Below are 12,308 nucleotides of genomic sequence, written 5' to 3' on the forward strand. Positions count from 1 at the left end.
TTCGGAAACCTTCAAAGAAGATTCTCGACCGATTACATTGTGAAGTAGGTAGGCGTTAAAAGTTGTCAGACACCCCCCTTATCAAGGGGGGCAGGGGGGATCGGCACCCCCCTTATCAAGGGGGGCAGGGGGGATCGAACCTAAAATCCATTTTTAATTTAATTATAACCAGCTACTTAGCCAATTCAAGTCTGAATTGGTAGATTAAAATCCGCCTGGACTTAAATAACTGGGATTTTCCTGTAGGGAAGTATCGAAGGGATTGGGTAAATCTTGGGTGCGAATTAAAGGCCCAGACTGTTGCTGTTGCATGACATCATAGTATAAAGTTTCGGTTAATTTGGCATCCCGGGTAATCAGATTATCGAAATAGGAACCTTGGGGAAAAGTACGCCAACCAAAAAGAGAGTTGAACTGTCCTAAAATGTTGGTATAGTCGTAGAAACGACCCGTATTGTTATTAACAGCGCGGTTAAACAAACCAGGGATATTATTAAATCCCACCGCCGTATCGGGAGAGGGGACAAGTTGCAATTGTTGGGTTTTTACCGGTGCAGGATTGGTGGCGGGTGAATTTTGGGCGATCGCATTAGACGAACTTAACCAGACTAAACCGGTTAAACAAAACAGGGGAGGAAGTAAAAACTTAGCGCGCATGGGTAAAAATCTCCTCACAGGGATAGGGTTAATTAAAAAATCGCGTCAATGGGATGAGAAAGAAATCAATACTAGCGATCGAGTCAATATATAATGACTTTTGGCTTAATTGTAACCGAAATTTTGGAGTCAGTCAGACTCCTAATCCTGAAAATATGGCTAATTCCTCGGTAGCGAATCTCGATACTGCTTCCCTGCATCAATTTCTCCTCGATGCTCTTGTCCGTCTTGCCTATCGAGAGGGAGATTTCACCCTGTCCTCAGGACAAAAAAGCAGCTACTATATCAACGGCAAACAAGTTACTCTCACTGGGGAGGGAGCTTTAGCCGTGGGGCGTTTATTGCTGTCTCTACTGCCTCCAGATACCCAAGCGGTGGCAGGATTAACCCTAGGAGCGGATCCGATTGTCAGTGCTGTTAGTGTGGTATCTGCCTACGAAAATCGCCCTATTCCAGCCTTAATTGTCCGTAAAGAGGCAAAAGGTCACGGTACTATGGCTTATATCGAGGGGCCGACTTTAAACCCCGGGGCTGCGGTGGTTGTCCTCGAAGATGTGGTGACAACGGGGAAAAGTGCTATGGTAGCGGTAGAAAGATTACGCAATGCGGGTTATCAAGTAGATTTAATCATTGCTTTGGTGGATAGAGAACAAGGAGGGGCGGAATTTTACCAATCTCAGGGAATACAGTTTCAAGCTTTGTTTTCGATTCGGGACCTACAGGCGGCTTATCACAATAAATAGCGGCGATTGGCGAGAAACGCTCGATAACTGGGTTTTAACAGTCGGATTGGCTGTGGGGATAAACCACAAAGGCACAAAGAACACAAAGAGGAAGACAGATTCAAGCGGGCTGCTTTCGTTGCCTAAACGATAAGTTAAGTAGGTAGGCGTTAAAAATTATCAGAAACCCCCCTTATCAAGGGGGATCCCCCCGCCTATCGGCACCCCCCTTATCAAGGGGGATCCCCCCGCCTATCGGCACCCCCCTTATCAAGGGGGGCAGGGGGGATCGAACCTAAAATCCAGATAACTAGCTGAGGTTGTCGGTGCTAAGAAACAGATGGGAACATTGATAGATTCAGGGTCTAACTATTGACTAATACCTATTCTCGCACGGGGAATCAAGATTCCTTGACTCTCTTGGCTGCTAATGAGTTGAAGCCTTTGTCACTTTACTGATAACCCTCAGACCGACTAACTGTATACTAGGCTATAAGATTTGCTTAAAAATCTTCAGACCATGCCGAACTATTGACAGTACAGCGATCGCCAAATATGAATCAAGGCATAGATTTACAAGAAAGTTTCATTAAATCCCTAACAGACTTGGGATTAAGTGGAGGAGTGGCTAAAGCGATTTGGATGCCTTTACCCATGTTCCTGATGATTATAGCCGCCACGGTGGGGGTTTTAGTGTGCGTCTGGTTAGAAAGGAAAATTTCTGCCGCCGTCCAACAGCGTATCGGACCCGAATACGCGGGACCCTTAGGCGTTTTACAACCAGTCGCCGACGGTCTGAAATTAGTTTTTAAAGAAGATGTCGTCCCCGCTAAGGCCGATCCTTGGTTATTCCTCTTCGGGCCAATTTTGGTGGTGATGCCGGTGTTTGTCTCCTATCTCATCGTCCCCTTCGGCCAAAATCTGCTGATTACTGACCTAAACGTGGGGATCTTTTTATGGATTTCCTTGTCCAGTATTGCCCCCATTGGCTTATTAATGGCGGGTTATGCCTCAAATAATAAGTATTCCTTACTGGGAGGCCTGCGGGCGGCGGCGCAATCGATTAGTTATGAAATTCCCTTGGCTTTATCGGTATTAGCGATCGCGATGATGTCTAATAGTCTCAGTACCATTGATATTGTCGAACAACAATCCGGTTATGGCATTTTAGGCTGGAATATCTGGCGCCAACCGGTGGGTTTTCTGATTTTCTGGATTGCCGCTTTAGCTGAGTGTGAACGTCTGCCTTTCGATTTACCGGAAGCGGAGGAGGAATTAGTCGCCGGTTATCAAACCGAATACGCGGGGATGAAATTCGCTCTCTTTTATGTGGGTTCCTACGTTAACCTCGTGCTGTCAGCCCTAGTTTTCGCGGTCCTCTATCTTGGCGGTTGGGAATTTCCTATCCCCGTCAATGCTTTGGCCGGCTGGTTGGGAGTGAGTGAAACCAATCCCTGGCTACAAATTATCACCGCTTCCCTAGGGATTACGATGACAGTATTAAAAGCCTATTTCCTCATCTTCATCGCCATTCTCTTGCGTTGGACTGTACCCCGGGTTCGCATTGACCAATTACTCGATTTAGGCTGGAAATTCCTCTTACCGGTATCTTTAGTTAACCTACTACTTACCGCCGCCCTAAAACTAGCTTTTCCCTTTGCTTTTGGCGGTTAATTCCCGTTTTTGCCCTGTTAACCTACTACCCCTCTGACCATCATGTTTAACATCCTCAAACAAGTCAGCGATTACGCCAAAGGTAGCATTCAAGCGGCGAAATACATCGGCGAAGGTTTATCCGTTACCTTCGACCATATGCGTCGTCGTCCGATTACCGTTCAGTATCCCTACGAAAAGTTAATTCCCTCGGAACGTTATCGGGGTAGAATTCACTTTGAGTTCGATAAATGTATCGCTTGTGAAGTTTGTGTGCGAGTTTGTCCGATTAATTTACCAGTAGTGGATTGGACTTTTAACAAGGAAATTAAAAAGAAAGAACTCAAACACTACAGTATCGATTTTGGGGTCTGTATTTTCTGCGGTAATTGTGTAGAATACTGTCCGACTAATTGCCTATCGATGACCGAAGAATACGAACTAGCGACCTATGATCGTCATGAATTAAACTATGATAACGTCGCCCTAGGCCGTTTACCCTACAAAGTCACCCAAGACCCGATGGTAACACCTCTGAGGGAATTAGGTTATCTACCTAAAGGTGTCATCGAACCCCACGATTTACCCGTCGGTAGTCAACGCGCCGGTAAACGTCCAGAAGAAATTACCGATTAATTAGCAGTTAGCTATCAGCCGTCACGGTTTTTAGGTAGGAGAATTGCCAGATTCTGTCTTTTGCCTCTTGCCTGTTGCCTCTTGCCTTCAGAAGCTGATAACTAATAATTAATAACTCTCAAACATAAAAGGAGATGAAACTACTGTGAATTTAGCCGAGGGCGTTCAAATAGTATCTTTTGGCATTTTAGCAGCCCTAGTAATCGGGACAGCTTTAGGCGTGGTACTATTGTCTAATATCGTTTATTCCGCCTTTTTATTGGGCGGTGTTTTTATCAGCATTTCTGGTTTATATCTCTTACTAAATGCTGACTTTGTAGCGGCGGCACAAATTCTAATTTATGTGGGTGCGATTAACGTTTTAATTCTCTTTGCCATTATGCTTGTTAATAAGCAAGAGGACTTTTCTGATATTCCTAAACGTTGGATCCGTCAGGCATCTACTGCCTTAGTTTGTGTTGGTTTATTTGTGCTGTTATCGACCATGGTTTTAATCACACCTTGGTCAATTTCTAGCACTTCTCCCGCCGTAGTAACTAATACTTTAGTAGAAATCGGTAAGCATTTCTTTAGTGATTTCCTGCTACCCTTTGAATTAGCTTCCGTGCTGTTATTAATGGCCATGGTCGGAGCAATTATTTTAGCTCGTCGTGACCTTATCCCCACCCTAAAAGCTGAAGAACCTACGGCCACAGCTTTAACATTACCCGAACGACCTAGAGAATTAACCGCCCCTAAATAAGACCCAAAAAAGAGGTATCATGCAGATTCAGTTAGAGTATTATTTGTTATTAGCGGCGGCCTTATTTTGTATCGGAATTTATGGTTTAGTCACCAGTCGCAATGCCGTCCGGGTTTTAATGTCGATCGAATTGATGCTCAATTCTGTTAACATTAACTTAATGGGTTTTTCCAACTATCTTGACCCCGCTAATATCCGAGGCCAAATTTTTACTATTTTCGTGATTACCGTAGCGGCAGCCGAAGCAGCCGTGGGTTTAGCGATTATCCTGACTATCTATCGTAACCGCGACACGATCGATATGGAACAGTTTAATCTGCTCAAATGGTAAGCTTTTAAATATTTACCCCCCCTCTCTCCCTTTTCTGGGGAGAGTTTTTTTTGGCCAGTTTTCCCTGTTAACGGGGATAAATCTCGGTGACAACTCGATCGGGGGAACTACTGGTAACAACAATGTTATTATCTTCTAAAGTGCCGATCGCTTTATCGCCGGTGAGATTAAATTTTGGTTCCTGTTGTTCATAGATAATATTCCCCTCGGCCTCGACAATTTTTTCCGACATTTTCCAAGTTAAGATCTGACTATACAATTGCGCCCCAGTTTTCTGATTAATTCCCTTAACCCCGTCCTTGAGATAAGCGATGCGATTGCCTAATTCCACCACCACACGATTACCAGTAATAGTAATTTGATCTTGATATTGAAAAATTTCCGTGGGGCGATCGGAAGTTAGGGTACGATTTTGATAGTTCCAAATTGCCTGAGAACCAGAAATCTGTAAAGGTGGTTCTAAAGAGCGATATTCGAGGTTTTCTTGCAGGATAACCTGATTATTTTTTCTTTCCCAACGACCGCCGATAGCAGTCAGGCGATCGATAATAGTTTTATTAATATAGCGATCAAAAGCGACTTTTTGATCGGTACTAATGACTTGTTGAGGAATTTCCCAGTACAGGCGCTCGGTTTGCAGGACGACACGGGATTCCTTGGCGGTAGCCACCACTTGACCTTGTAATTCTAGTTTTTCTTGGCGCGTGTCGTAGCGTCCTTGGCGGGCCTTAGCTTCTAGTTGTAGATGACTACCTTTGATCCCTTTGGGGGAGATTAAAACACCTTCCTTGGGTAGCCAACGCAATTCCGGCGCGTTAATAATGGCCTTATTGCGGGGATCCACAGCCACAATATTATCTTTGAGGAGAATTTCCTGGCCTTCCTTATAGACTTCACCGCGGTCAGCACTAACCTGTAAAACTACTTTCCCATCTTGATAGATATTACCCTTGATATTTTCCAGACGGGCGATTTTTTGGTCTTGGGTGTAGGTAGCTTTTTTGACCTGAATTTTCCAGAGGGGTTGTCCGGAGGGGTTAGCCTGTTCTAACGTGGCATTATTGAGAATTAAGCGGCCAGTTTCCTCGATTTTAGGCGATTCTGTCGGCGAAATTGTCGGCGGATCGGGAGGTTGACAGGCCGTTAATCCCAGCAAACCGATTAGAAGGGCAGCCCCGCGCCCAATTGATAGTTTAAATTGTAACCGCTGCCTCAATTTCGATCGCTCCGCTGCTAAGTAGGTAGGCGTTAAAAATTATCAGATGCCCCCCTTATCAAGGGGGATACCCCCGCCTATCGGCACCCCCCTTATCAAGGGGGGCAGGGGGGATCGAACCTAAAATCCATTTTTAATTTAATTATAACCAGCGACTTATTTTCTCTCCTCCCAGTGTAGGGTAAGGGGTCGCCCCTTGACCGGTTGAAAGTAGTTTACTCGCTAGTTTTGCTAGGAAAAACCCCCGGTTGTACGGTGAGAGTTTGTTGTTTACCCCTGCGGTTAATCTCGATTTCCAGATTACCACCGATCGCACTGGTTTCCACACCTTGCTGCACATCCGAAGCGGTTTTAACGGGGTTTCCTGCCACAGTTTCGATGATATCACCCGCTTGCATTCCAGCTTTTTGAGCGGGGGAATTTTCCACCACTCGCAGGACGATTACCCCTTCATTTTGGTCAATATTAAAGTTTAATTCTTTAGTTTCGTTCAATTGCTGCCGTAATTCTGGGGTTAGCGTCACCATCTGGATACCGATGTAGGGATGTTCCGCTTTACCCTTACTAGATAGCTGTCCCGCCACTTTTTGGGCGGTTTCGATGGGAATAGCAAACCCTAAACCCTGAGCATCGGCCCGAATTGCCGTATTAATACCGATAACTTCCCCCTTGGCGTTTAGCAACGGGCCGCCGGAATTGCCGGGGTTAATAGCGGCATCGGTTTGAATAAAACGAACCCGTTTATCTGGAACCCCCACTTCGCTGCTAGTGCGTCCTAGGGCGCTAATAATGCCCACCGTCACCGTATTATCTAAGCCTAGGGGATTGCCAATTGCGATCGCCCACTCCCCGGGGATTAAAGTTTCGGCCTTGCCAAAAGTCACCGTCGGTAAATTTTCCGCCTCAATTTTCACCAGGGCCACATCGGTCATATTGTCAACCCCCAGGACTTTACCCTGATAGGTTTGACCGTTTTTCAAAGTCACTTTTACTTGGGTTGTCCCTTCCACCACATGGGCATTAGTTAAAAGTAGTCCATCTGTACTAATGATAAACCCAGAACCGGTTCCTCGTTCCAAATGCTCCTTGGGAATCGGCACTTCATTGCCAAAAAAGCGCCGAAAAAAGGGCTGTTTAAATTCTTCGGGAATTTGGTCGGCCACTTCCCGGGCCGAGTCAATCCGCACCACCGCCGGCCCGACTTTCTGCACGGCCTGGGCGATAAAATTAACATTACCGTCGGTTTGGGGAATAACAGGGAGAGAGAGGGAAGCGGGGAGGATTGCCGGCGGTTTATTTACCTCTAGGGGCTCTTTTCTGCTTAAATACTGATTTCCTAGCACACCCACAGTACCGCCTAGGGCGATTAATCCCAGTGAAATCCCCAATCTTGTCAATAAACCCATAAGCTCTAGCCCTAAAATGTCGTGTGCGGTAGAATCGGCCCCAAACTTACCTATATTATAGGCTGTCTTTTTTGTCGGTAGGGAAGAATCAATGGGAACTTAACCCGTTTACCGGTATTCTTTTAGCGGTAAAATCACGAAACAGCTATGAGAATCTCAGTTCATGCAATTGTTTGATCGCATCCGTTTAGGGATAGCCGTAGCGGTGGCTAAAACCGTTACTGCTGTGGTTAAAGGACTCCGTTTAGGGGCTGCCAGCGTCTTGCCGGGGGAAATTGCCCGTCGTCTCCATCCCCGTTTGTTACCCCTACTTTGTGGGCAAGTCCGAGGGGGGGTAATCTTGGTGGTTGGCACGAATGGAAAAACTACCACTTCCCTACTCCTAAGAACTATTCTAGAGCGTCAAGGGGCAAAAGTCACCCATAATACCACCGGGGCGAATTTAATTAATGGTTTAATCACTGCTTTATTAGCCGATGCCAATTTATTCGGCACTTTAAAGGCTGATTATGCCATTTTAGAAGTGGATGAAAATATTCTCCCTTTGGTTTTAAAAGATTGTCGTCCTCGCGCTATTTTAGCTCTAAATTTGTTTCGCGATCAACTCGATCGCTATGGGGAAGTAGATACGATTAGTCGCCGTTGGCAAGGGGCCATATCTCCCCTACCCACCAATACTTTAGTGATTCTCAATGCTGATGATCCAACTCTTTCCCATTTGGGTCAACAACTGCCCCAAAGAGTTGTATATTTTGGCTTAAGTGAGCCGGAATTGTATCTAGAAGAAATTCCCCACGCTGTCGATTCTATTTACTGTCCTAAATGTGGTGCTTCTTTGGATTATCGCGGGGTTTATCTCTCCCATTTAGGGGATTTTAGTTGTCCTAGTTGTGGCTTTAAAAAGAGTAATCCTGCTTTTCATAGTCACGATTGGCCGCAGATTTTAATCGGTGTTTATAATAAATATAATACTTTAGCAGCGGGTTTAGTAGCCCAGGAATTGGGGATTAAAGATCGAGAAATTTTTGAGACAGTTCAGGGTTTTAAAGCGGCTTTTGGTCGAGCGGAAGAATTAGAAATTGAGGGTAAAAAAGTTAGAATTTTACTGTCCAAAAATCCCGTGGGTATGAATGAAACAATTCGCACGGTGGCTGATATTTTACAGAAAGAAAAGTCTTCTACTACTCTCTTAGTTCTCAATGATCGCATCCCCGATGGTACGGATGTTTCTTGGATTTGGGATGTGGATACGGAAAAATTAACCCGTTTGGGAACAACTTTAGTGGTAACAGGCGATCGACTTTATGATATGGCTTTACGCTTACAATATAGTCAGGATAGTCTCGCTTATCCAGTTAATTTAATTGTTGAATCTGATCTAAAAAAAGCGATCCAAATTGCCCTTAATAACACCAAAAATGAGGAAACTTTACATATTTTACCCACCTATTCTGCTATGTTAGAAGTACGAGAGATTCTCACGGGACGAAAGATTTTGTAGAAATTAGAAAAGAGTGAAGATTGGTGTTAGGTGTTGGTGTGGTCACTGCGTACGCGTTGCGGGGGGTTTTAGGGTGTTAGGGTTTTAGGGTTTTAGTTGAAATTCCCCACTTCCCCACTTCCCCACTTCCCCATTCCCCCATTTCCCCATTTCCCCATTTCCCCATTCCCCCATTTCCCCTAAGAAATTATGCAAGAACTAGAACTAAAAATCGGCTGGTTATATCCGACCTTAATGAGTACCTACGGCGATCGAGGTAATGTTATTACTATCCAAAGAAGATGTCAATGGCGTGATATTCCTGTGACAATTATTCCCCTAGATGCTCAAACAGAAGCAGAGACATTTTATCAAGTAGATATAATTGTTGGAGGTGGGGCGCAGGATCGGCAACAGGAGATCGTTATGCGGGATTTACAGGGGAAAAAAGCAGCGGCGATGAAAGAACAATTATCGGCAGGAATACCGGGAGTTTTTACCTGTGGTTCCCCACAATTATTAGGGCATTATTACGAACCAGCTTTCGGTCAAAGAATCGAAGGATTGGGATTATTAGACCTAGTAAGTAAACATCCAGGACCCAATGCGAAACGCTGTATCGGTAACGTGGTTTTTGAAATTACGGCCTCTCCCTTAGCGGAGGAAATTAAAGCTATGACTGGGGAAAAACCGCTAGTAATTGGCTTTGAAAATCACGGGGGTCGTACCTATTTACAGACCGTTTCTCCCTTGGCAAAGGTGATTACCGGTTACGGAAATAACGGAGAGGACGGTTATGAAGGAGCATTTTACCACAATGCGATCGCTACCTATGCCCACGGTCCCTTACTACCCAAAAATCCCTTTTTAGCCGATTGGTTAATCAAAAAAGCTTTAGAACAAAAGTATCAAAAACCGATTTTTTTAACAAAACTTGATGATTCTCTGGCCCTGAAAGCAAGATTTGCCATGTTTGAACGACTAGAACTAACCGGCGTGACCAATAAAGCCTAAACTGGTCATATACACTTATGGCAGGAGATAGTCAAACTAGCCATTAAGAATTTTAATTGTGGCAGCTTATGAAATTATGACTGGAAAAATTATCGATCGTCAAACGGCGGGGTTTCTCGTCCTCATCATTCCCCTAGCGGTGCTAATCATCCTTGTTTTTACCGCTTGGCCATTGATCCTACTTGTCTTCTTCTTAACTCTGGCAGTCAAGGTGTGGCAAGACTATCGCTGGTCAAAATTATCGACGGTGATTAACCCCTATTTCAATCAACTTTTACAGGACAATCAAGGTTGTCTCACCCCGATTGACCTATCGGCAAAAGCCAATCTCACGGCCAAATTAGCCAGACAATTTTTAGACAAAAAAGCTGAGGAATTTGGAGCGCAAAAAAAAGCTGTAGGCGATAAAGGTATGGCCTATTACTTTATCACTGCCAGTACCTTGGGTAGTATTTTTGATGAGAGTGACTCCTCTTTAGAAGAAATAGGGGAAAAACAAATTCCTGCGATTACTGCCTCGAGATCTCCCCTGACCAATTTAGAGCAATCCCAGGAGGCTAAATCCTCTCTGATTGTCGCCGAGAAAAGCGAAAATTCTGTCTCGGAGGTTCCTGTTATTTCCTCCTCCCAACCTCTGACTAATTTAGGTAAATTATTTGAGGAAAAAGAGGAAGAAAATACCGCAGCTATCTCTGTTCAAGAAACGGTAATTCAAGAACCGGAGGAGATAATTAATCCTAGTTTGAACAGTCCTGATAGTTCTTTATCCCAATCAGAATCAGAAGTTAAGGAAGAATCTCTAACCTCTGATTCTGAAACTATCTCATCAATGAGTTTGGCGGATTTGGCTAAACGTTTAGGAGTTACCCCAGCCGTTTTGGGTAGAAACAAGAAAAATAAATCCGAAACAGAATTTGCCGATTGGAGTCGCATCAGAGATCCCGATGGTATTGCTTGGAAATTTGACGCAAAAAACTCCCTATTTGTGGCCAACTGATCGGTAATTTGTTTGGTTTTCTAGACAGGCTCAATGCCTGTCTTTTTTGGCTCTACGTCCGACCCTCGATCCCTATAGATGGTTACTTCAGGTTGCTTCAGGCTCTTGGAAATCATCACCGACCACAAATCTTGCGGTTGTATCAGTAACAGGATAGGTTTTAACGTAAATGAGACAACCTGTTGTTGAGGAAGGGCTGTAGGGGCAATTGGGGGGGTATCTTAGCCAACTGCCTACTGGATAACTACCTAACTCATCACTCCAGGTACCTTCAATGACAAAGATTTCTTTAATCTCAGTTTCGACAACATTCACCAACTGAGTGTTGGGCAGCCAACGCTCGATCCAGACTTTTTCTGAGAAATCTGCTTGCTCGTAGAGGTGTTGAACCTTAATGTCAGGCACTATACCTGCTTGCCAAGAGCCATTAAAAATGTTGGTTCTCACTTGTTGGCGAGTTTTACCACCATGTTGCCGCAATTTAACAAAAGTCAGGCATCCTTCCTCACTATAGGGGCGATGGATAAAGCCTTCGGGGTTAAGCATATAAGTACCCGGTGGATGCACCCCTGTTTCATCTGCAAAATTGCCTTCAAGCACCAAAATCTCTTCACCACCGGGATGTCCATGCAGCGGAAAAAAACCACCCGGATAGAATCGAGTCAGCATTGTTACTGGATGATCCTGGATTTCATGGTCAGACTCGAAACAGCCAAACCAAATTCCAGTAAAGTTTGTCTGAAACCAAGTTAATGATGTGGGAAGCACAGATACGCGGCTTAGTAAGTTTTCGTGAACTTTTTGGGGTTTCCACAGAGATTGAGCAGTCATCTTTCCTGAATTTTATTTTTTTGCGTCGAAAAATTAGGCTCTTCTGGTTTCTGTGTGGAAACGAGGTCTATACTGATGGTTTATTTAACCAAATAGTCCTAAAAGTCTTTCCCAGTAAACATTTCACGATTTCATAAGCAAAAATTATCACACAATTTGGTATTATTCTTCTACCTAAGAATACTATGTAAGCAGTTATGCCTTCAAGTTTCCGAATTCATCTACTCTCATTAATAACTTCGGGACGGGAAATAGGCGGAACTCGATCGCGATGGCTTTTTAGTCCAGCTAACGGCTGAGTTATGCCGTGCTTCTCATCGACAAGAAGGTGATCGTCTTAATTCTTAAGCATAGCCGACAATCTCATGGAATGAACACTAGGATCGTTTCATTCTCTCAAATCCTTATCTGTAACGTTTTTAGTCGATTTATCGGAATAAGTAGGGTCTGCTGAAAAAGTTTTTCCTGGGGGTAGGAGTCAGGAGTCAGGAGTCAGGAGTCAGGAGTCTGACTGACGGACACAAGTGGGTCAAAACCTGACAAGACAAGGGTTGCCAAAAAGAAAAATATCTGGGTAGATAGGGAAAAAGCAAGAATCCCTACAAGATGAAAACCGAGAACAG

At 44.4% G+C, this 12,308-nt stretch carries 12 protein-coding genes; 8 read left to right on the top strand and 4 right to left on the bottom strand.

Annotated elements, in window-relative coordinates:
- Window positions 1-204: 204 nt before the first annotated feature.
- Window positions 205-657, bottom strand: coding sequence for a hypothetical protein (locus tag EWV66_RS18770; protein WP_052275373.1), 453 nt, complete (start codon window positions 655-657; stop codon window positions 205-207).
- A 53-nt stretch (window positions 658-710) separates the two neighbouring features.
- Between EWV66_RS18770 and pyrE the strand changes: the two genes are divergently transcribed.
- The 5 genes from pyrE (at window position 711) to nuoK (ending at window position 4,741) form a co-directional block, all read left to right on the top strand.
- Window positions 711-1,400 (top strand): orotate phosphoribosyltransferase, encoded by a 690-nt coding sequence (gene pyrE / locus EWV66_RS18775; protein ID WP_185236813.1) that lies wholly within the window; start codon window positions 711-713, stop codon window positions 1,398-1,400.
- 534 nt (window positions 1,401-1,934) lie between these two features.
- Entirely contained in the window at window positions 1,935-3,053 is a 1,119-nt protein-coding gene (gene nuoH, locus EWV66_RS18780) for an NADH-quinone oxidoreductase subunit NuoH (RefSeq protein ID WP_287107676.1), read from the top strand.
- A 42-nt stretch (window positions 3,054-3,095) separates the two neighbouring features.
- On the top strand, window positions 3,096-3,668 hold the full coding sequence (gene ndhI, locus EWV66_RS18785; RefSeq protein ID WP_002741201.1) for an NAD(P)H-quinone oxidoreductase subunit I: 573 nt from the start codon (window positions 3,096-3,098) through the stop codon (window positions 3,666-3,668).
- A 145-nt stretch (window positions 3,669-3,813) separates the two neighbouring features.
- Entirely contained in the window at window positions 3,814-4,410 is a 597-nt protein-coding gene (locus EWV66_RS18790) for an NADH-quinone oxidoreductase subunit J (RefSeq protein ID WP_002734810.1), read from the top strand.
- Between the two features lie 25 nt (window positions 4,411-4,435).
- A complete protein-coding gene (nuoK, locus tag EWV66_RS18795) occupies window positions 4,436-4,741 on the top strand; it encodes an NADH-quinone oxidoreductase subunit NuoK (RefSeq protein WP_197533180.1) in 306 nt (101 codons plus the stop codon).
- A gap of 67 nt (window positions 4,742-4,808) precedes the next feature.
- Here nuoK and lptC read toward each other — a convergent pair whose 3' ends face one another.
- Together lptC and EWV66_RS18805 are read right to left on the bottom strand one after the other, a co-directional pair.
- A complete protein-coding gene (gene lptC / locus EWV66_RS18800; protein ID WP_287107675.1) occupies window positions 4,809-5,957 on the bottom strand; it encodes an LPS export ABC transporter periplasmic protein LptC in 1,149 nt (382 codons plus the stop codon).
- 215 nt (window positions 5,958-6,172) lie between these two features.
- Window positions 6,173-7,363 carry an HhoA/HhoB/HtrA family serine endopeptidase gene (locus EWV66_RS18805; protein ID WP_052275376.1) on the bottom strand — a complete coding sequence of 397 codons (1,191 nt, stop codon included), beginning with the start codon at window positions 7,361-7,363 and terminating at the stop codon, window positions 6,173-6,175.
- Between the two features lie 163 nt (window positions 7,364-7,526).
- Here EWV66_RS18805 and EWV66_RS18810 point away from each other — a divergent pair, with 163 nt between their 5' ends.
- From EWV66_RS18810 to EWV66_RS18820, 3 genes are all read left to right on the top strand, one after another.
- Window positions 7,527-8,864 carry a Mur ligase family protein gene (locus tag EWV66_RS18810; protein ID WP_052275377.1) on the top strand — a complete coding sequence of 446 codons (1,338 nt, stop codon included), beginning with the start codon at window positions 7,527-7,529 and terminating at the stop codon, window positions 8,862-8,864.
- A gap of 189 nt (window positions 8,865-9,053) precedes the next feature.
- Window positions 9,054-9,857 carry a type 1 glutamine amidotransferase gene (locus EWV66_RS18815; RefSeq protein WP_072927118.1) on the top strand — a complete coding sequence of 268 codons (804 nt, stop codon included), beginning with the start codon at window positions 9,054-9,056 and terminating at the stop codon, window positions 9,855-9,857.
- Between the two features lie 76 nt (window positions 9,858-9,933).
- Window positions 9,934-10,854 (top strand): hypothetical protein, encoded by a 921-nt coding sequence (locus tag EWV66_RS18820; RefSeq protein WP_072927125.1) that lies wholly within the window; start codon window positions 9,934-9,936, stop codon window positions 10,852-10,854.
- Between the two features lie 87 nt (window positions 10,855-10,941).
- Here EWV66_RS18820 and EWV66_RS18825 read toward each other — a convergent pair whose 3' ends face one another.
- Window positions 10,942-11,685 carry a cupin domain-containing protein gene (locus EWV66_RS18825; RefSeq protein WP_002762116.1) on the bottom strand — a complete coding sequence of 248 codons (744 nt, stop codon included), beginning with the start codon at window positions 11,683-11,685 and terminating at the stop codon, window positions 10,942-10,944.
- Window positions 11,686-12,308 lie beyond the last annotated feature (623 nt).

The sequence above is a fragment of the Microcystis sp. M_OC_Ca_00000000_C217Col genome, assembly GCF_007095585.1.
GTDB classification, from domain to species: Bacteria; Cyanobacteriota; Cyanobacteriia; order Cyanobacteriales; family Microcystaceae; genus Microcystis; species Microcystis panniformis.

Coding starts and splice junctions, on each gene's coding strand:
- EWV66_RS18770 (WP_052275373.1), bottom strand. CDS start 657: ATGCGCGCTAAGTTTTTACTTCCTCCCCTGTTTTGTTTAACCGGTTTA.
- pyrE (WP_185236813.1), top strand. CDS start 711: ATGAGAAAGAAATCAATACTAGCGATCGAGTCAATATATAATGACTTT.
- nuoH (WP_287107676.1), top strand. CDS start 1,935: ATGAATCAAGGCATAGATTTACAAGAAAGTTTCATTAAATCCCTAACA.
- ndhI (WP_002741201.1), top strand. CDS start 3,096: ATGTTTAACATCCTCAAACAAGTCAGCGATTACGCCAAAGGTAGCATT.
- EWV66_RS18805 (WP_052275376.1), bottom strand. CDS start 7,363: ATGGGTTTATTGACAAGATTGGGGATTTCACTGGGATTAATCGCCCTA.
- EWV66_RS18810 (WP_052275377.1), top strand. CDS start 7,527: ATGCAATTGTTTGATCGCATCCGTTTAGGGATAGCCGTAGCGGTGGCT.
- EWV66_RS18815 (WP_072927118.1), top strand. CDS start 9,054: ATGCAAGAACTAGAACTAAAAATCGGCTGGTTATATCCGACCTTAATG.
- EWV66_RS18820 (WP_072927125.1), top strand. CDS start 9,934: ATGACTGGAAAAATTATCGATCGTCAAACGGCGGGGTTTCTCGTCCTC.
- EWV66_RS18825 (WP_002762116.1), bottom strand. CDS start 11,685: ATGACTGCTCAATCTCTGTGGAAACCCCAAAAAGTTCACGAAAACTTA.